Source organism: Thalassospira xiamenensis M-5 = DSM 17429 (assembly GCF_000300235.2).
Taxonomy (GTDB): domain Bacteria; phylum Pseudomonadota; class Alphaproteobacteria; order Rhodospirillales; family Thalassospiraceae; genus Thalassospira; species Thalassospira xiamenensis.
Genome location: NZ_CP004388.1, coordinates 1,961,658 through 1,979,684, shown reverse-complemented (window position 1 = coordinate 1,979,684; position 18,027 = coordinate 1,961,658). Strand labels below are relative to the sequence as shown.

16 protein-coding genes are annotated in these 18,027 nt (G+C 54.7%); 5 read left to right on the top strand and 11 right to left on the bottom strand.

Translation table 11 applies throughout. From position 1 onward, the window contains the following. Nucleotides 1-15 precede the first annotated feature (15 nt). From TH3_RS09290 to TH3_RS09280, 3 genes are all read left to right on the top strand, one after another. A complete protein-coding gene (locus TH3_RS09290) occupies nucleotides 16-804 on the top strand; it encodes an amino acid ABC transporter ATP-binding protein (protein WP_037987528.1) in 789 nt (262 codons plus the stop codon). 117 nt (nucleotides 805-921) lie between these two features. Beyond that, a protein-coding gene (locus TH3_RS09285; protein WP_420855226.1) for an IS1182 family transposase occupies nucleotides 922-2,290 on the top strand; the annotation gives its coding sequence in 2 pieces (ribosomal slippage) (nucleotides 922-1,710 and nucleotides 1,712-2,290; 1,368 coding nt in all). A 192-nt stretch (nucleotides 2,291-2,482) separates the two neighbouring features. Then, the gene (locus tag TH3_RS09280) at nucleotides 2,483-3,307 is read left to right on the top strand and encodes an ABC transporter ATP-binding protein (protein WP_076519539.1); all 825 of its coding nucleotides are present in this window, start codon (nucleotides 2,483-2,485) and stop codon (nucleotides 3,305-3,307) included. A gap of 20 nt (nucleotides 3,308-3,327) precedes the next feature. On the opposite strand, the gene TH3_RS09275 is transcribed toward TH3_RS09280, so the two are convergent. Further along, nucleotides 3,328-4,092 (bottom strand): DeoR/GlpR family DNA-binding transcription regulator, encoded by a 765-nt coding sequence (locus TH3_RS09275; RefSeq protein WP_007089861.1) that lies wholly within the window; start codon nucleotides 4,090-4,092, stop codon nucleotides 3,328-3,330. 106 nt (nucleotides 4,093-4,198) lie between these two features. Then, a complete protein-coding gene (locus TH3_RS09270) occupies nucleotides 4,199-5,758 on the bottom strand; it encodes an SLC13 family permease (protein ID WP_007089862.1) in 1,560 nt (519 codons plus the stop codon). 293 nt (nucleotides 5,759-6,051) lie between these two features. On the opposite strand from TH3_RS09270, the gene TH3_RS09265 reads away from it, so the two are divergent. Then, nucleotides 6,052-7,683 carry a GMC family oxidoreductase gene (locus tag TH3_RS09265; RefSeq protein ID WP_052268363.1) on the top strand — a complete coding sequence of 544 codons (1,632 nt, stop codon included), beginning with the start codon at nucleotides 6,052-6,054 and terminating at the stop codon, nucleotides 7,681-7,683. Between the two features lie 71 nt (nucleotides 7,684-7,754). Here the strand turns inward: TH3_RS09265 and deoA are convergent, their stop codons facing one another. The 9 genes from deoA to TH3_RS09225 form a co-directional block, all read right to left on the bottom strand. Further along, nucleotides 7,755-9,095: a thymidine phosphorylase gene (deoA, locus tag TH3_RS09260; RefSeq protein ID WP_007089864.1), complete on the bottom strand. Its 1,341-nt coding sequence runs from the start codon at nucleotides 9,093-9,095 to the stop codon at nucleotides 7,755-7,757. A gap of 58 nt (nucleotides 9,096-9,153) precedes the next feature. Then, complete coding sequence (locus TH3_RS09255; protein ID WP_007089865.1) at nucleotides 9,154-9,960, bottom strand: purine-nucleoside phosphorylase; 807 nt, start codon at nucleotides 9,958-9,960, stop codon at nucleotides 9,154-9,156. Further along, nucleotides 9,957-10,376 (bottom strand): cytidine deaminase, encoded by a 420-nt coding sequence (gene cdd, locus TH3_RS09250; RefSeq protein WP_007089866.1) that lies wholly within the window; start codon nucleotides 10,374-10,376, stop codon nucleotides 9,957-9,959. Before cdd ends, TH3_RS09255 begins: the two co-directional genes overlap by 4 nt. A 140-nt stretch (nucleotides 10,377-10,516) precedes the next feature. Next, nucleotides 10,517-10,786, bottom strand: coding sequence for a BMP family ABC transporter substrate-binding protein (locus TH3_RS23315; protein ID WP_233421883.1), 270 nt, complete (start codon nucleotides 10,784-10,786; stop codon nucleotides 10,517-10,519). Continuing rightward, nucleotides 10,720-10,947 (bottom strand): hypothetical protein, encoded by a 228-nt coding sequence (locus TH3_RS23310; protein ID WP_007089868.1) that lies wholly within the window; start codon nucleotides 10,945-10,947, stop codon nucleotides 10,720-10,722. Before TH3_RS23310 ends, TH3_RS23315 begins: the two co-directional genes overlap by 67 nt. 51 nt (nucleotides 10,948-10,998) lie before the next feature. Further along, nucleotides 10,999-11,970 carry an ABC transporter permease gene (locus TH3_RS09240; protein WP_007089869.1) on the bottom strand — a complete coding sequence of 324 codons (972 nt, stop codon included), beginning with the start codon at nucleotides 11,968-11,970 and terminating at the stop codon, nucleotides 10,999-11,001. Beyond that, on the bottom strand, nucleotides 11,970-13,088 hold the full coding sequence (locus TH3_RS09235; RefSeq protein WP_007089870.1) for an ABC transporter permease: 1,119 nt from the start codon (nucleotides 13,086-13,088) through the stop codon (nucleotides 11,970-11,972). Before TH3_RS09235 ends, TH3_RS09240 begins: the two co-directional genes overlap by 1 nt. Beyond that, nucleotides 13,085-14,659: an ABC transporter ATP-binding protein gene (locus TH3_RS09230; RefSeq protein ID WP_007089871.1), complete on the bottom strand. Its 1,575-nt coding sequence runs from the start codon at nucleotides 14,657-14,659 to the stop codon at nucleotides 13,085-13,087. The genes TH3_RS09235 and TH3_RS09230 overlap by 4 nt, the downstream gene beginning before the upstream one ends. A 49-nt stretch (nucleotides 14,660-14,708) precedes the next feature. After that, entirely contained in the window at nucleotides 14,709-15,704 is a 996-nt protein-coding gene (locus TH3_RS09225) for a BMP family lipoprotein (RefSeq protein WP_007089872.1), read from the bottom strand. 601 nt (nucleotides 15,705-16,305) lie between these two features. On the opposite strand from TH3_RS09225, the gene TH3_RS09210 reads away from it, so the two are divergent. Continuing rightward, nucleotides 16,306-17,901 carry a bifunctional metallophosphatase/5'-nucleotidase gene (locus TH3_RS09210; protein ID WP_007089874.1) on the top strand — a complete coding sequence of 532 codons (1,596 nt, stop codon included), beginning with the start codon at nucleotides 16,306-16,308 and terminating at the stop codon, nucleotides 17,899-17,901. The last annotated feature ends 126 nt before the right edge of the window (nucleotides 17,902-18,027 follow it).

The window sequence follows — 18,027 nt, the reverse complement described above, 5'->3', positions numbered from 1 at the left end:
GAGAGGAAAAAAACAATGACAGCTACAGAAGCACAAACCACCAATGGCGTTGTCCCTCCTCCGTCGAACGAGGAAGTGATTACCGTCAGCAAGGCCAACAAATGGTATGGCAATTTCCATGTTCTCAAGGATATCGACCTGCATGTCCGCAAGGGCGAGCGCATCGTTATCTGCGGGCCGTCCGGTTCGGGTAAATCGACCCTGATCCGTACACTCAACCGTCTTGAGACCTATCAGAGCGGCGAAATCACCGTTGATGGCATTCTACTTGGCGACGATGTCAAAAACATCGAAGCCGTGCGCCGCGAAGTCTGCATGGTGTTCCAGCACTTCAACCTTTTCCCACACATGACCGTGCTGGAAAACCTGACGCTGGCCCCGATCTGGGTTCGCAAAATGCCCAAGAAAGAAGCCATTGATCTAGCAATGCACTATCTGGAACGTGTCAGGATTGCAGAGCAGGCGCACAAATTCCCCGGCCAGCTTTCCGGCGGTCAGCAACAGCGTGTGGCAATCGCCCGCTCGCTCTGCATGCAGCCGAAAATCATGCTGTTCGATGAACCGACTTCGGCCCTTGACCCGGAAATGGTCAAGGAAGTGCTCGACGTTATGGTCGAACTCGCCAAGGAAGGCATGACCATGCTTTGCGTGACCCACGAAATGGGCTTCGCCAAAGAAGTCGCCGACCGCGTCGTATTCATGGATGCCGGTGAAATCGTTGAAATGGCAGGTCCGCAGGAATTCTTTGCGAACCCCAAAAGCGAACGGACCAAGCTGTTTCTCAGCCAGATCCTGTCGCACTAGGCAAAACGCCCGGTGGACTTCCACAGATTGCGTACCGGAAACGGCCCCCGAAACGGGGCCGTTTCAGACTGCTGACAAAGTCCTCGCCATTGGCGGGGATTTTTGATTCAATGGGGAATGCTTAAGAAACCCAGCCCACATCAAACCGAACTTGAGATGGTGACACTCGACAGTTTGGTCCCCAGCGATCATTTGCTTCGTAAGATCGATGCCGTGATCGATTTCAGTTTTATCCATGCGCGCGTGGCCGATTTGTACTGCGCGAACAATGGCCGTCCCGCCCTTGATCCGGTGATGATGTTTAAGGCGCTGTTCATTGGCTATCTGTTTGGCGTGCGCTCGGAGCGCCAGCTTGTGCGCGAGATTGAGGTCAATGTCGCCTATCGCTGGTTTTTGCAACTCAAGCTGACCGACAAGGTCTTTGATGCCTCGACCCTGTCGCAGAACCGGCGGCGTCGATATCATGATGCCAGTGTTGCGCAGGATATTTTTGACGAGATCGTCGAGCAGGCGATCAGGCACGGGCTGGTGGATGGTAAGGTTCTCTATACCGACAGCACGCATTTGAAGGCCGATGCCAACAAGAACAAATGGGACCGCGAAGTGGTTGCCAAATCGCGCGCGGCCTATTGGGATGATCTGGATCTGGCGATTGAGGAAGACCGGACGGCTCATGCGAAAAAGCCGCTCAAAGCCAAAGAACGCCAGCCGGTTGAGAAAGAAACCAAGATCAGCCGAACCGATCCCGACAGCGGATATATGGTGCGCGACGGCAAGCCCAAGGGCTTTTTCTATCTCGATCACCGCACAGTCGATGGCAAGCTTGGGATCATTACCGACAGTTACGCCACCCCGGCCAATCTGCATGACAGTATTCCCTATCTCGACCGTCTTGACCGACAAAGGGCAGCGTTTTGACCTTGATGTTATCGCCGTCGGACTGGATGCGGGCTATGCGACCGCCGCGATTGCCAAAGGCCTTGAAGATCGTGACATCCTTGGCGTGACGGGCTATCGCCGCCCGAACCTTCGGGAAGGCTACATCCCCAAACGCAAATACGTTTATGACCCTGAACGTGATGCTTATCGCTGCCCCGAAGGTCAGCTTCTGTCTTATGCGACAACCGACCGAAATGGATACCGCCATTATCACAGCGACCCGGAAAAATGCCGCACCTGTCCTGTGCTGGCTTCCTGTACCGCCAATGCCCACCACCGAAAAACTGTCACGCGCCATGTCTGGCAAGACGCCAGAGACCGGGCTGACGCCTATCGTCTGACAGAGTGGGGCAAGCGGGTTTACAAGCGCCGAAAAGAGACGGTCGAACGCTCCTTTGCAGATGCCAAACAGCTTCACGGTAATCGATATGCAAGGTTCCGGGGACTGATCAATGTCAAATGCCAATGTCTGCTGGCCGCCGCCGCCCAAAATATCAAGAAAATAGCCCTGGCTTTGGGCCCCAAGGGGCAAATCGCCGAGGGATAATCCCCTCGGCACACTCAAGCCAGCTTTCAAACACCTCTAAAAGCAAAACCCCGCCAAAATATGACGGGGTTTGTCAGCGGTCTGAAACGGCCCCCGAAACGGGGCCGTTTTCTTTTTTGCAAATTTCGGGCTTGCCCCCTGCCCGTCAAATGCCGAAGATCGGCGGGCAAACAGCAATGGATAAACATCTTCATGACCACGCCTTCCACACCTGCTACCGCTGCGTCAACATCGGGCTTCATCACGGTTCAGTCACTGACCAAAAAGTTCGGTCCGAATACCGCGCTTGATGATGTCAGCCTGTCGCTCGGCAAGGGTGAAACCATGGCGATCATAGGCCCATCGGCGGCTGGTAAAAGCGTGCTTTTGAAATGTATCGTCGGTCTTCACGGAGCCGACAGCGGTAAGATCATGCTGGGCGGTGACGATGTCAGCCAGGTCAGTTCGCCTGCGCGAAAACATTGGGCCGAACGGATTGGCATGCTGTTTCAGCAAAACGCCCTGTTTGACAGCATGAAGGTTTGGGAAAATATCTGTTTTCGCCAGATCGAGCGCGGAACACTGACGCGCAAGGCCGCAAAAGACCACGCAATCAATCTGCTTGGTCATGTCGGACTGTCCGAAGACAGTGCCTTTCTTTCCCCGGGTGATCTTTCCGGCGGCATGCAAAAGCGCGTTGGCATTGCGCGTGCCATTTCAACCGATCCGGAAATTCTGCTGCTTGATAATCCGACCGCGGGTCTTGATCCGGTTCTGTCGAACCATATCGAACTGATGATCAGCAAGATCGCGACCCAGCGCGGTACCACCGTCATTACCATCACCAATGACATGCAGATCGCCCGCACGCGTTACGCTAACCTTGTGATGATGCACGCGGGAAAAGTGTACTGGTCGGGTCGGACAAACGATATTGATGACGCCCATAACGAACATCTGACCCAGATGCTCAATGGTTCGTCCCAAGGTCCGATCACCATGCGGATGGGCAAGCGCGGCGACCATATGGTTGCCTGATCGCAAATCGTTGTTGCCGGTCAATTCACGGTATAAACCGACAAATCCGCTTCACGGATGACATCGGCCCAAACCGGGCCGGGATGACGGTCGGTAAACAGGGCGTCAATTTCCGAAAGATGCCCCAACCGCACCATCGCGCGCCGCCCGAATTTCGATGCATCGGTACACAGGAACGTCTGGCGGGCATTGGAAATGATCGCACGCGCCACCCGGACTTCGCGATAGTCGAAATCCATCAGACTACCATCTTCGTCAACGCCGGAAATCCCGACAATCGCGTAATCGACCTTGAACTGGTTGATAAAATCGATGGTCGCCTCACCAATCACGCCAAAGTCACGCTGACGAACAACGCCACCGGCAATAATCACCTCAAAGCCCGGATTGGCGGCACAAATCTGGGCGACATGCAGGTTATTGGTGATGATTTTCAGGCTCTTGTGTGACGATAACGCGCGCGCAACCTCTTCATTCGTGGTGCCGATATTGATGAATATCGACGCCCCTTCGGGGATATGCTGCGCTACCAGCTTGGCAATCTCGCGCTTGCTGCCAAGGTTAAGAACCTGCCGATCAGTATATGCCGTGTTTTCCGTGGTCGAAAGGCTGGCCGCCCCGCCATGATAACGCGCAACAAGCCCTTCTTCGGCCATCTCGTTGATATCACGTCGAATGGTCTGGGGGGTAACGGAAAAATGATCGGCCAATGTGTCAATCGTCATGAAACTGTTCGCCGCGACCAGTTCAAGAATTTCGCGACGCCGCCGATCAAGCTTGCCCATATTGTTTCCTTCCGCCCTGAATTTTCGTCTTTGATTGTTAATTTTCGTTACCGATCAAAATGCTTTCTAATGAACGGCAATGCAAGCCCTGCGCACAAAGAAGTTGTTATTTAAACAGAATGGGCACCAGAATCATGGAAAACACCACCAGCAGAGCAAGCCCGGCAAGGTTCACAACCGCACCGGCGCGAACCATATCGCCAATTTTCAGATAGCCGCTGGCAAAAACAATAGCATTCGGGGGCGTTGCCACCGGCAACATGAAGGCACAGCTTGCGGCAATCGCCACCGGCACGGCAAGCAATAGCGGGTCGATGCCCTCGCCCAACGCATAAGTTGCCACCAGAGGCAAAAAGGTTGCAGCCGTCGCCGTATTGGATGTCAGATGGCTGATCAGGATCACCATCAAGGCAATCAGACCGATCTGCACGAACACCGGCAGGTCTGGTAAAGCACCGGCATTTCCGGCAATCCAGGCCGCAAGGCCGCTGTCATTGATCAACGCCCCTAACGCCAGTCCGCCGCCCACCAAAAGCAAAACGCCCCAAGGCAACCGCAATGTCGCCTTCCAATCCAGCACATAAAGATTTTCACGTGCCTTGACCGGGATCGCAAACAAGGCAATCGCAGCAAACATCGCAATCGATGCATCGCTGATCGGGACATCGGGCAAAGCCACCTCGATCAGCGGTCGGAAAAGCCACAGGCAGGCCGTCGCCACAAAGACGATGGCAACCGACTTCTCCCCGCGTGACATCGGTCCCAGTGCGGCAATATCACGCGCCAAAGCATGTCGTGCATTTTCCGGAAGATCATCCGCCTGCGGATAGACAACAGATGTCAGTATCCACCAGCAGAATAGCAAAAGGACCGCAGCAAACGGAACCCCCAGCATCATCCATTGCCCGAACCCTATGCTGACATCAAAGTTACTGGCAAGATAACCGGCAAGCAACGCATTCGGCGGCGTCCCGATCAGGGTCCCGATCCCGCCGATGCTTGCACCAAAGGCAATCCCGAATAGAAGGGCCAGCGCAAAATTGCGCGTCAGCGGAGCAAGCTTTTCCGTCACACTTTCATCGTCGTCCTCAATGCCTCTGGACGGTTCCGTTTCATTGTCTCGAAGCAAATTCACAATCGAAAGCGCAATCGGCAACATCATCGTCGCGGTTGCGGTATTACTGACCCACATCGAAAGGAATGCCGTGGCGGTTATGAAGCCCCCGACAAGAGCACGCGGCCTAAACCCTACCGTTTTCAGGATCATCAGCGCAATGCGTCGATGCAGGTTCCAGCGCTCCATGGCGATCGCAATGATGAATCCCCCCAAAAACATGAATATCAGGGGATTGGCATAGTGCGGCGTTACCTGTGCAACCGATGCCAAACCAAATACCGGCGCCAGGGCGACCGGCACCAGTGCTGTTGCCGCTATCGGGATCGCTTCCGACAACCACCAAACGGCCATCAAGGCGGCAAGGGATGCCGAGTACCAGGCAATCGAACTCATGCCACTTGGTGGCTCCATCAGCACCATGGCAACAAACAGGATCATCCCGCCCCAAAGCCCGGCCTGCCGCCGTAATGCTCCGGGTCGGCGGGGCGATGCCGGGTTGGCACCCGTCGACGAGATCGGAAGCCTGTCAATCAGAGGAAATCGGATCATCGGATGCTCCGGCCATAAGGCAGCATATGTGCTGTGAAACGCTGTGATATGCCATCAACTTACGACATCACAATCTCTTCGCAACAGTTTGATTTTTATATAATTATTCCAATTTTCAATTACTTTCGGAGTTTTCCGTATCGCGGAACGCATCCCGCCATCGATTATATTTCCGATCCCGGCAATCAATGATAGCGTTACAGCCAAAATCAAATGCAGCCAATTGTGCTGCCGAAACAACGATACCACTGGGAGGATAGAAAACATGATCACACGACCTTACCCTGTCCGGAATGATCCCCGCGTCACGCAACGGAGTTCGATCATTGGATAGCTTCGATTACATTATCATTGGCGCCGGTTCTGCCGGATGCACATTGGCCAATCGCCTCTCGGAAATGGGCGATGCCAGCATTCTTCTGCTAGAGGCCGGCGGCAAGGATACCAATCCATGGATTCATATTCCCGTGGGTTACCTTTATTGCATTGGCAATTCGAATGTCGACTGGTGCTTCAAAACCGAGGCCGAGAACGGCCTGAATGGCCGATCACTGGGATATCCGCGCGGCAAGGTTCTGGGCGGATGTTCGTCGATCAACGGCATGATCTATATGCGTGGTCAGGCTGCCGATTATGATCACTGGCGGCAATCGGGATGTAACGGTTGGGGCTGGGATGACGTCTTGCCGCATTTCAGAAAATCCGAAGATTACTATCTCGGCTCAGATGATATGCACGGGTCAGGCGGCGAATGGCGGGTTGAACAGGCGCGCGTGCGCTGGGAAATCCTTGATGCCTTTCAGGATGCCGCCGAACAGGCAGGCATCCCCAAGGTCGCCGACTTCAACCGCGGCAATAACGAGGGGTCGGGCTATTTCGCCGTCAACCAGAAACGCGGCATTCGCTGGAATACCTCGAAGGCATTTCTGAAGCCTGCCCTGTCGCGCAAAAACCTCGAACTGCGCACGCACGCGCAAGTTCGTCGCCTGATCATTGAAAACGGTCGCGTCACGGGCGTTGAATATGACCGCAGTGGCCAGATTGAAACCGTCACGGCACGTCGTGAAATCGTTCTGTCGGCCGGTGCCGTCGGATCGCCCCATATTCTGGAATTGTCGGGTATTGGTCGCGGCGATGTTTTGCAAAAACATGGCATCCAGACTATCCATGAAAGCGCACAGGTCGGTGAAAACCTTCAGGATCACCTTCAATTGCGCTGCGCCTTCAAGGTCTCTGGCATTCGGACCTTGAACGAACAGGCCAGCAGCCTTGTCGGAAAGGCCGGGATCGCTCTGGAATACCTGTTTAATCAATCAGGGCCGATGTCGATGGCCCCAAGCCAGCTTGGCATCTTCACCAAATCGGACGCATCATTTGAAACGGCAAACCTGCAATATCATGTGCAGCCACTATCGCTTGAAAAGTTCGGTGATCCTGTCCATCCCTTTCCGGCCTTTACGGCAAGTGTCTGCAATCTGCGCCCGCAAAGTCGCGGCAGCATCCACCTGAAATCACCCGATTTTCGCGACCAACCGGCCATCGCACCAAATTACCTCAGTGCGGATGCCGATAAAAAGGTCGCGGTTGATTCAATCCGTTTGACCCGCAAAATTGCCAATCAGCCCGCCCTTGCCCCGTACCGGCCCGAAGAATTCAAACCCGGCCCGTCATACGAGACCGAGGATGATCTGGTCAAAGCCGCGGGCAATATCGGCACGACAATTTTCCACCCTGTTGGCACATGTCGCATGGGTGCGGACCCGGCATCGGTAGTTGACCCGCAATTGCGCCTGCGCGGGCTTGACGGGCTTCGGATTGCCGATGCCTCAATCATGCCCACCATTACATCGGGCAATACCAATTCACCGACCATCATGATCGCGGAAAAGGCAGCTACCATGATCATGGAAAGCACACGAAACTAGCCACACAGACCGAACAAAGAGGCCGGGCAATCATCCTGCCCGGCCTTCTGCATTTTTGCGCGCCCGATTAATCACCCTTTGGTACGGGCAACAATCCGTTCGCGAACTGCTGCTGCCGAACCGGTTCTGGCGACCTCGCCATCGCCAATGACGATTGCCTCGCGCAAAAGGGTAGTCGCTTCGTCAAGCTGTGCCTGATCACGGACATGAGCGTTACAAAGCGGCATTTCGGCTGAAACCGCCTGTCCGACCTTGATGAAATCGGTAAAGCCGACAGCAAAGTCGATCTTCTGATCGGCACGCGTCCGGCCACCTTTCAACGCAACCAGCGCCAGACCGACCTTGCGCGCATCCATCGATACAACGCGCCCGGTCTTTGCCGCGCTGACGGGCTTGATCATTGGTGCTGCTTCAAGATGGGCCGACGTGTTTTCGATAAAATCAGCCGGGCCGCCAAGGGCCGACACCATTTTACCAAACACCTCGGCAGCCCTGCCCGATGTCAGGGCGTCGCTTGCTTTCTGCAAACCATCGGCAACATCGGTTGCAACACCGGTCAATAACAGCATTTCCGCTGCCAGCGCCATCGTAACATCATAAACCCGCTGTTCCTGATGCTTGCCAGTCAGGAAATCAACCGCTTCGTGCATTTCAAGTGCATTGCCAACCGTATCGCCCAGAACCTGCTCCATATCGGTCAGAAGCGCTGTCGTCGGCACGCCATTGCGGGTTGCGACTTCGGTGATGCTTTCGGCCAGTTCGCGCGCGCGATCATATTCATTCATGAAGGCGCCCGATCCGAATTTGACATCCATAACCAGCGCATCCAGACCCGCTGCCAGCTTTTTCGACAGGATTGATGCGGTGATCAACGGAATGCTTTCGACCGTCGCGGTAACATCGCGGATGCCATAAAAACGCTTGTCCGCAGGGGCAAGATCGGCGGTCTGTCCGATGATGGCACAACCGACTTCACGTGTGACCTTGGCAAATTCATCCAGGGTCGGCGCGGTGCGATAACCCGGAATGGAATCAAATTTGTCCAGCGTCCCACCCGTATGACCAAGGCCCCGTCCCGAAATCATCGGAACAAATGCGCCGCACGCACCAACAATCGGCCCCAGCATCAGACTGACCTTGTCGCCAACCCCACCGGTGGAATGCTTGTCAACGACCGGGCCCTCAAGGCCAAGCGCCTTCCAATCAAGAACGGTCCCGGAATCACGCATATTGCGCGTAAGGGCCGCACGTTCATCCATGGTCATGCCGTTAAAGAAAACGGCCATGGCAAGGGCGGCAACCTGCCCCTCGCTGATGCTTTCATCGGCAATGCCCTTTACGAAAAAGGCGATTTCGGCGTCTGTCAGTACTTCGTCTTCACGTTTACGGCGAATGATTTCCTGCGGCAGCATATGCTTTCTCCTGCGCGCTTATTATTGAATTACGTTTCCAAACCCGATCAAAAAATCTTCATGCATCACTTGAAAAATAACGCAGCAGGATCTTGATCAAATTGGCAGATCCTTCTTTCGCCATTTCAAGTGTCTGTTCATGACTAAGAGCGGTCGGGCTCATGCCCGCGGCCAGATTGGTGATGTTTGAGACTGCCGCCACCCGGAATCCCAGACGCCGGGCAAGAATGTTTTCCGGCACAGTCGACATCCCGACCGCATCTGCCCCCAAAACCTTAAGTGCACGAATTTCGGCCGGCGTTTCAAAGCTCGGCCCGGTGCACCAGCAATAAGTGCCTTCAAACAGGTCAATACCAAGCTCGGCCGCAGTATTTTTCAACCCCGATCCGATTTCCGGATCATACGGCACATCCATACCGACAAACCGGTCATCACCATGATATCCGATTAACGGATTGGGCCCGAACAGGCTGATATGATCCGTAATCAGCATCAGGTTCCCCGGTGATGCCTCGGAGATTAGAGAGCCCGCCGCATTGGTCAGGATAAGCCGGTCTGCACCCAATTCTCGCAATGTCTCAAGCGGCTCGCTCATCAAATCCGAACGGCCATGTTCATAATAATGCGCCCGGCCCTGCATGACGGCAACGGAAACGCCCCCGATACGGCCCAGAACCAGTTGTCCGCCATGGCCCACTACCGTCGGCTTGGGAAAGCCCGGCAGGTCGGTATAGGAAATTTTGATTGCATCACTGACGGCGTCAACAACGCCCCCCAGCCCACTGCCAAGAACAAGTGCGACCTCGGCCTTAAAGCCCGGTGCCTTGGCGGCAATGATTTCCAATGCGGCTTTGACGTTGCTCATTTCAAATTCTCCGGCCCGAAGGAATGGGGAATAAGTTCTTCACGTGTCAGGGTCAAAAGCGTTTTGCCTGCATCATTGATGATATAGATCGTCGCATCCGATCCAGTGAATTCCCGGATTTTCTGGCGACACCCGCCACATGGCGTACAGGCAACATCCCCCAGCCCCACAACGACGATTTCGTCAAACTTGGTTTCACCCGACAGAACCATCGCCGAAATCGCCCCGGCCTCGGCACAAACACCTTCGGGATAGGCCGCGTTTTCAACATTGCATCCGGCAATGATCTGCCCGCGCTCCGTCCGAAGGGCTGCGCCGACGTGGAATTTCGAATAGGGCGCATATGCCCTGTCACGCGCGGCAAGTGCCGCATCAATCAAATCGCGGGGGGCGTTGATTACAGTTTGCGATGTCATATGTCTTATCCTGTTTTTCCTGCCGCTTATCGCGGGCAGGTTCCATTCTGCATATAGTCGTGAACCGTAACCTGGCGTTGATGATGTCGTTGCGCGCCGCATCGGCCGCATCCTTCATCGCAGGCATGATCAGGTCCCTGTTAATCGTCTAACGTCCAGTCAACCCCGTCTTCGGCAAGGCCAAGACTTAGAATACCCGGTTTCCAGTCCCCATCTCGCGCCGCCGCGAATACCTCGAAAACGGCGACATCGACATGCTTAACCATCGATGTCAGAACCAATTCCGAATGCAGTCCGTTCTGGTTTGCATCCGATACAATCCCAAGCTTTCCGGCATCCGCTGTTATCTGCAAAATGCCAATTCCCGTGCCACCGACCAGCTGCAAAACAACATCCGCTCCAAGACCGATCTGTGTGGCTGCCAGTTCGGCCCCACGATCGTGGTCGTTCCACGCTGACCGGTCGAATAAACAACTGTCGGCGTAATTTCGGCGGCCTGCACGGCACAAACCGTGGCAGGCAGCGAAACAGCCAGAACGGCAATGATGAAAAAGACCTGTTTGGAATTCATCACAGCCTCGTTTGCCAGATATACCGGATAGGGAAGCTGACCGCGACGCGATCAGCGTTCCTTCACATACGGACGACCAAGCGATTTTGGCGGCGTGGCGCGGCCAATAAAGCCCGCCAGCAGGACTACCGTCAAAACATAGGGCAATGCCTGCACCAGTTGCACCGGCACCTCGCCAATCCCCGGCAGGATAACACCCTGCATGCGGGTTGCCGCGGCATCAAGGAAACCAAACAGCAGGCACGCAAACAGTGCCGGGAAAGGCCGCCATTTACCAAATACCATCGCCGCCAGCGCAATATAACCCTTGCCCGCCGTCATATCCTGCAGGAACGACGCCCCCTGCGCGGTCGACAGATACGCACCCGACATACCGACAAGAACGCCACTGCAAATCACCGCACGATACCGCATGGCGACCACGCCAATACCGGCGGTGTCAACCGCCCCCGGATTTTCGCCAACCGCACGCAGACGCAAACCGAAACGGGTGCGATACATCACCCACCACGCGGCTGGTACTGCCAGAAATGCGACATAGACAAGAATGTTATGACCGCTCAGCAATTCTGAATAAATCGATCCCAGAACCGGGACATCGGCAACGGCATCCGCGCCGGGCAAGGTAATCGGCTGGAACCGGGAAGCATGGTCAAGCGACGGAGTCTTACCGCCCTGCGCAAACAGGGCAATCCCGACAAGTGCCGTCAGGCCCGACATCAGGATATTGATCGCCATGCCCGATACGACCTGATTGCCCTTATGCGTGATGCAGGCAAAACCATGCAGAAGCGAAAGGCAGATCGTCGTTGCGATTGCCGCCAGCAACCCGGCCCAGGGATTTCCGACATAGTAGGCAACAGCCGCCGCCGAAAACGCCCCGCCCAGCATCATGCCTTCAAGTGCAAGGTTGATCGTGCCGGACCGTTCTGAAAACATCCCGGCCAGTGCGGCAAGAATAAGCGGGGTCGATGTCCGAAGCGTCGCATCCAGAAGCAGGATAACCAGTTCAAAATTATCCATTATGCGGCCTCCTGCGCACGGCGGCGCAAATGCCACGCTGTATAAATCCGGGTCACGCGCGGACGGAACATATGCTCCATCGCACCGGTAAACAGGATAACAAGCCCCTGAATAACCACGACCATATCGTTCGAAATCGTCGGGATTTCAAAGCTGAGCTCCGCCCCGCCCTGATACAGCATCCCAAACAGCAATGCCGCCAGAAAAATACCAAACGGGTGATTGCGCCCCATCAGGGCAACCGCGATCCCGACAAAGCCGTACCCGGCCGTGAAATCAATCAGCAACCGGTGCTGGACCCCCATCACTTCGTTAAGCGCCATGAAGGCCGAAAGCGCGCCTGAAATCATCATCGCCATGATGATGTAACGTCCTGGCTCGATCCCGGCATAGGTCGCGGCAACCGCATTGGCACCAACCGTGCGGATCGCATACCCCCATCTGGTATGCCAGATGAACAGCCAGACCAGAACACTGCAAACAAGCGCATACACAAACGAAAGGTTCAGCGGACTGCTGGCCATTTCGATACCAAAGGTGGCCGCGATATCATGAATGAACGGTAAACGCAGATGTTCGGCAATCTGTTCGCTTTCCGGGGTCATTGATCCCTGCGGGCGCAGAACATTGACCAGCAGATAAACCATCAGCGACGACGCAATGAAATTGAACATGATCGTGGTAATCACGACATGCGACCCGCGACGTGCCTGTAAATAGGCCGGGATATAAGCCCACGCCGCACCGAAAACTGCTGCGGCCAGAATGGCAACGATCAGCATGATCGGGAATGGCAGGAAATCAAGGTAAAGGGCCGCCAGAATAACACCAAGGCCACCGACATAGGCCTGCCCCTCGGCACCGATATTGAACAGACCGCAATGGAATGCCACGGCAAAGGCCAGACCGGTAAAGATGAAGTTGGTGGTGTAATAAAGCGTATAGCCCCACGCCTCTTCATAGCCAAACGCGCCATAAAGCAGGATTTCAACGACTTGCGTCGGGCTTTCACCAATCGCCAGAACAACAAGCCCCGAAACAACGAGTGCCAGCAAAAGATTAAGCAGCGGCAACGCGCCGACATCAATCCAGCGCGGCAGTTGAACACTGTCACTCATGCCTGCCCCTCCGCAGCTTTGGCTTCATGGGGATCAACTCCGGCCATCATCAGGCCAAGCACCCGTTCATTGGCATCAGCAGCAGAAACTTCACCGATGATGGCACCATCACACATCACCAGTATGCGGTCGGCAAGAGACATGATTTCGTCCAGTTCGACGGATACCAGCAAAACGGCCTTGCCAGCATCACGCATCGCAACAATACGTTTGTGAATGAATTCGATGGCACCGATATCGACACCGCGCGTCGGCTGTCCGACCAGAAGAAGCTCTGGATCGCGCATGATTTCACGCGCCAGAACCAGCTTCTGCTGGTTGCCACCGGAAAAATTGGCCGCTTTCAGATCAGGATCATTTGGCCTTACGTCGAATTCCGACATCATATGTTCGGTAGCATCGGAAATTGCATGCCAGTTCAGGAAAAGCCCATTCTGATAGGTCGCGTCATCCTCGTAACCGAGGATAGCGGCCTCCTTGGCCGAAAATGACGTCACCATTGCCATGCGATGGCGATCCTCAGGCACATGGGCGACACCGCGCTTACGCAGTTCGGCGGCATCCACACCACGACCGGGCGTCACATCCTGCCCGTTTAAAAGGACCAGGCCTTCGGTTACCGTACGTATCCCGCCAAGCGCTTCAAGAAGTTCGCTTTGCCCGTTGCCGGAAACCCCGGCAATGCCGACGATCTCGCCAGCACGCACCGTAAAGCTGGCATTCTTGACCTTGCGCACCCCCTGCGATGTTTCAACACACAGATTATCAACCTCAAGAACCGTTGCCGCCGGTGCGGCCTCACCCTTTTCAAGGCGCAAAAGCACCTTGCGGCCGACCATCAGTTCGGAAAGTTCTTCGGGGCTGGTTTCGGCCGTTTTGCGATGGGCCACCATTTCACCCTGGCGCATCACGGAAACATTGTCCGTTGCCGCCATGATTTCGCGCAGTTTATGCGTGATCAGAACAACCGTTTTGCCCTGCTGTTTCAGGGTTTCCAGAATGCGGAACAGATGATCGGCTTCCTGCGGGGTCAGAACCCCGGTCGGCTCGTCCAGAATTAGAATTTCGGCCCCCCGATAAAGGGCCTTCAAAATTTCAACGCGCTGCTGCAAGCCAACAGACAGATCACCCACAATGGCATCGGGATTAACGTCAAGCGCATATTCACGCTCCAGACGCTTAAGCTCCTCGCGGGCTTTGTCAACGCCCTCGCGCAGGATCGCCCCCCCCTCGACACCCAGAATAACGTTTTCAAGAACCGTAAAGGGCTCAACCAGCATGAAATGCTGATGGACCATGCCGATGCCAACCGCAATGGCATCTTCAGATCCCTTGATGACACAAAGCTTGCCATCAACATGGATCGTGCCGCCATCGGCCTGATAAAATCCGTACAGAATGCTCATCAAGGTCGATTTCCCTGCACCGTTTTCGCCAACGATGCCGTGAATCGTGCCTTTTTCAACCCTAAGATCGATTGATTTATTGGCGTGTACCGCTCCGAACCGCTTGTCTATGCCACGCAGTTCAATAGCGGGTTGCACGGCACCGGTTTCCCCGGCGCCGTGCATTTGATGTATCGTATCCGACACTACAAATCCCCGGTTTTTCTTTGCTGCCTTACATTGGGCAGGCGCTGTCGCTCATATAGTCATGCACTGCAAGCGACCCCGAAGTAATTTCTTCGGTTGCCTTTGCAACAGCGGCTTTCATGTCATCGGTGATGAGTTTGTCGTTGTTCTCGTCGCGTGCCCAGTCAACACCGCCTTCGGCCAGACCAAGAACACTAACACCCGGTTTCCAGGTGTCATTAGCCGCATCTTCGAATGCTTCATAGACAGCAACGTCAACACGTTTAAGCATCGAAGTCAGAACCGATCCCGGATGCAGGGCATTCTGGTTAGAGTCAACACCAATGCCCAACTTGCCAGCATCAGCCGCTGCCTGAAGAACGCCAACGCCGGTACCGCCCGCCGCGTGATAAACAACATCCGCACCACGATCGAACTGCGATTTGGCAAGTTCGCCGCCTTTTACCGGATCGTTCCAGGCCGCACCCGTGGTGCCGGTCATATTCTGAAAGATTTCCGCATTCGGATTGGCGTATTTAACGCCCTGTACGTAACCACAGGCAAATTTACGGATCAGCGGAATGTCCATGCCACCGATGAAACCAACCTTGCCGGTTTCAGACGCCATGGCGGCCAGAATACCAACCAGGAACGATCCTTCGTGTTCTTTAAAGACCACGGACTGAACGTTCGGCAAATCAACAACCATGTCGATAATGGTGAACTTGGTTTCCGGGAATTCCTTGGCAACTTTTTCAAGGGCAGATGCCTGCGAGAAACCAATCGCCACAATCGGGCTCATGCCGCGGCGGGCAAAATTGCGCATCGCCTGTTCGCGCTGCGAATCATTCTGGATTTCGAAATCGCGATACTCGGTCCCTTTGTCGGCCTTGTATTTCTCGGCACCGTTATATGCGCCCTGGTTAAACGAACGGTCAAAACGCCCGCCCATGTCATAAACGACGGCCGGCTTGATTTCGGCGGCGGTAGCTACCCCTGCATAGCAAGCAGCAGCCGCGACCATGGTGGTCAGAAGCTTTTTCATTCCGATGCCCTTCTATTGCTTGATTCTCTTTTATATCCCGCCAGCGCCCTTAACCGGCGGAACTCCCTCATCGAAAAAACTGTCCATGCAGCAGCATCACATGTCGTCCCTTCTATCGGGGCGCTATCCGTGCACCTCTGCTGCAGAATGTCTATGGTAACTACAAAATGTAGTGCTCTGTAAATAGCAGACCCTATGCGACGCACACATATCCTGTCCATTTGGTCAAAAATCATTCTACTCCGGCGTGCCAATTTGGGGTCTATCTGCGGGGTTTCCCTTAGTTTTTAGCCACAGGGGTGGTGCCGGGATTTCATCATCAACCAATACTATTTCCAAAAGAAATTCATGTTTCCGGTTCACGTATTTTATGTAATCGCGCCAATGCCCGCCGAAAACCTGTGGATTCCGATTCTGCATTGCCCCGCATTCCGGCTTTTAAATCCGGGCACAGCGTCGCGATAATTTAACCCACCGGTCATCAACACGGCGTACCCCGATCAGAATTTTGATGTTAGGATCACAGGTGTTCAGGCATTTGACTTTTCGTGCCACGCCGGGTCGTGGGACCCCGACGATGTGACCTTTTTGGGAGATCAAAATGAAACGGAAGATTGCCGGGCTGCTTTCGGCCTGTACCATGCTGACATTTAGTGCCGGTTCGGCACTTGCGGATTATGATCTGCGCATCCTGCATACCAATGACGTTCACGACCGCGTTGAATCGGTTACCAAATACAACAATACCTGTGAGCCCGAAGACGATGCCGCAGGCAAATGTTTTGGCGGCTATGCCCGCCTGGCAACCGCCATTCGCGACAATCGCGCCATGGGCGGCAATATTTTGGTTCTTGATGGCGGCGATCAGTTTCAGGGGTCGCTTTATTATTCGACCTACAAGGGCGAACTGACCGCCGAACTGATGGCAATGGCCGGTTATGACGCCATGACCATCGGGAACCATGAATTTGATGATGGCCCCGAAGTCCTTGCTGCCTTTATCAAGGCCAGCAAAATTCCGGTCCTGTCGGCCAATGTCAAACCGCTTGGCGGGTCGGGTCTTGAAGGTTTCATCAAACCCGACAGCATCATTGAAGTCGGCGGCGAAAAAATCGGTCTGATCGGCATCACCACCGAAGAAACCCCCGACATTTCAAGCCCGGGCGATCATGTTGCGGTCACGGATTCCGAAATGGCGCTGCGCTATTCGGTGGCGCGCTTACGTCTTAAAGGCATCAACAAGATCATCGTCATGAGCCATTCCGGGTCATACAAAGATTTTGAACTGGCCAAAACCGTTTCCGGCATCGACGTCATCGTTGGCGGCCATGACAATCAGCTGTTTTCCAACACCAATGAAAAAGCCAACTATCCCTATCCAGTGGTCGAAACCGCCCCGGATGGCAAACCGGTTCTGGTGGTTCAGGCCTATGCCTATAGCCGCTATCTCGGCGCGCTAGAAGTCACCTTTGACGATGATGGTGTCGCGAAGGCATGGTCGGGGGAACCGATCACCCTTGATGCCAGCATCAAACCGGCCGAAGACGTCCTGGCAAAAATCGCCAAGGTCAGTGGCGCAGTTGACAAAATTCGCACCCTTGAAGTCGGAAGCTTTACCGCCCCGGCCGATGGATCGCGCGAAACCTGCCGCGCGATGGAATGTTCCATGGGGTCGCTTATTGCCGATGCCATGCTGTGGAAAGCTGGCGAAGGCTACCAAATCGCCATCCAGAACGGCGGCGGTATCCGCGCCAGCATCGATGAAGGTACGGTCACCATGGGCGAAGTCCTGACGGTACTGCCCTTCCAAAATGCCTTGGCGACCTTCAAGCTTTCGGGTGCTGATGTCGTCGCATCGCTTGAACATGGTGTGTCGATGGTGGCAGAGGGCAAAGGCCAGTTCCCACAGGTTTCCGGCCTGAAATTCGATCTGGATCTGAATGCCCCGGTCGGATCGCGCGTTTCAAACGTAATGGTCAATGAAAATGGCAGTTTTGCGCCGATTGATGCCCGCAAAACCTATGGCGTGGTATCGAACGACTTCATGCGCAATGGCGGCGATGGATATGCCCTGTTCCGTGACAAGGCCACCGATGTCTATGATTTCGGTCCGAACCTTGAGCAGGCGGTTGCCGATTATATCGGCATGAATTCACCGCTAAGCCCAATGACCCATGATCGCATCATGATGAAATAACCCGTCATTCCAGACGGCTAAGCAAAGGGCGGTACAGCGTTAATCACTGTGCCGCCTTTTTTGTTTTGCTTGCCATCAATTGGCCCCGCGGCTTATGACTTGGCGCCAGTCCTCAAAAATCAACAG

Excerpts from the sequence above, each read along its gene's own strand:
- TH3_RS09290 (WP_037987528.1), top strand. The coding sequence starts at position 16 with ATGACAGCTACAGAAGCACAAACCACCAATGGCGTTGTCCCTCCTCCG.
- TH3_RS09280 (WP_076519539.1), top strand. The coding sequence starts at position 2,483 with ATGACCACGCCTTCCACACCTGCTACCGCTGCGTCAACATCGGGCTTC.
- TH3_RS09275 (WP_007089861.1), bottom strand. The coding sequence starts at position 4,092 with ATGGGCAAGCTTGATCGGCGGCGTCGCGAAATTCTTGAACTGGTCGCG.
- TH3_RS09270 (WP_007089862.1), bottom strand. The coding sequence starts at position 5,758 with ATGATCCGATTTCCTCTGATTGACAGGCTTCCGATCTCGTCGACGGGT.
- TH3_RS09265 (WP_052268363.1), top strand. The coding sequence starts at position 6,052 with ATGATCCCCGCGTCACGCAACGGAGTTCGATCATTGGATAGCTTCGAT.
- deoA (WP_007089864.1), bottom strand. The coding sequence starts at position 9,095 with ATGCTGCCGCAGGAAATCATTCGCCGTAAACGTGAAGACGAAGTACTG.
- TH3_RS09255 (WP_007089865.1), bottom strand. The coding sequence starts at position 9,960 with ATGAGCAACGTCAAAGCCGCATTGGAAATCATTGCCGCCAAGGCACCG.
- cdd (WP_007089866.1), bottom strand. The coding sequence starts at position 10,376 with ATGACATCGCAAACTGTAATCAACGCCCCCCGCGATTTGATTGATGCG.
- TH3_RS23310 (WP_007089868.1), bottom strand. The coding sequence starts at position 10,947 with ATGAATTCCAAACAGGTCTTTTTCATCATTGCCGTTCTGGCTGTTTCG.
- TH3_RS09240 (WP_007089869.1), bottom strand. The coding sequence starts at position 11,970 with ATGGATAATTTTGAACTGGTTATCCTGCTTCTGGATGCGACGCTTCGG.
- TH3_RS09235 (WP_007089870.1), bottom strand. The coding sequence starts at position 13,088 with ATGAGTGACAGTGTTCAACTGCCGCGCTGGATTGATGTCGGCGCGTTG.
- TH3_RS09230 (WP_007089871.1), bottom strand. The coding sequence starts at position 14,659 with ATGCACGGCGCCGGGGAAACCGGTGCCGTGCAACCCGCTATTGAACTG.
- TH3_RS09225 (WP_007089872.1), bottom strand. The coding sequence starts at position 15,704 with ATGAAAAAGCTTCTGACCACCATGGTCGCGGCTGCTGCTTGCTATGCA.
- TH3_RS09210 (WP_007089874.1), top strand. The coding sequence starts at position 16,306 with ATGAAACGGAAGATTGCCGGGCTGCTTTCGGCCTGTACCATGCTGACA.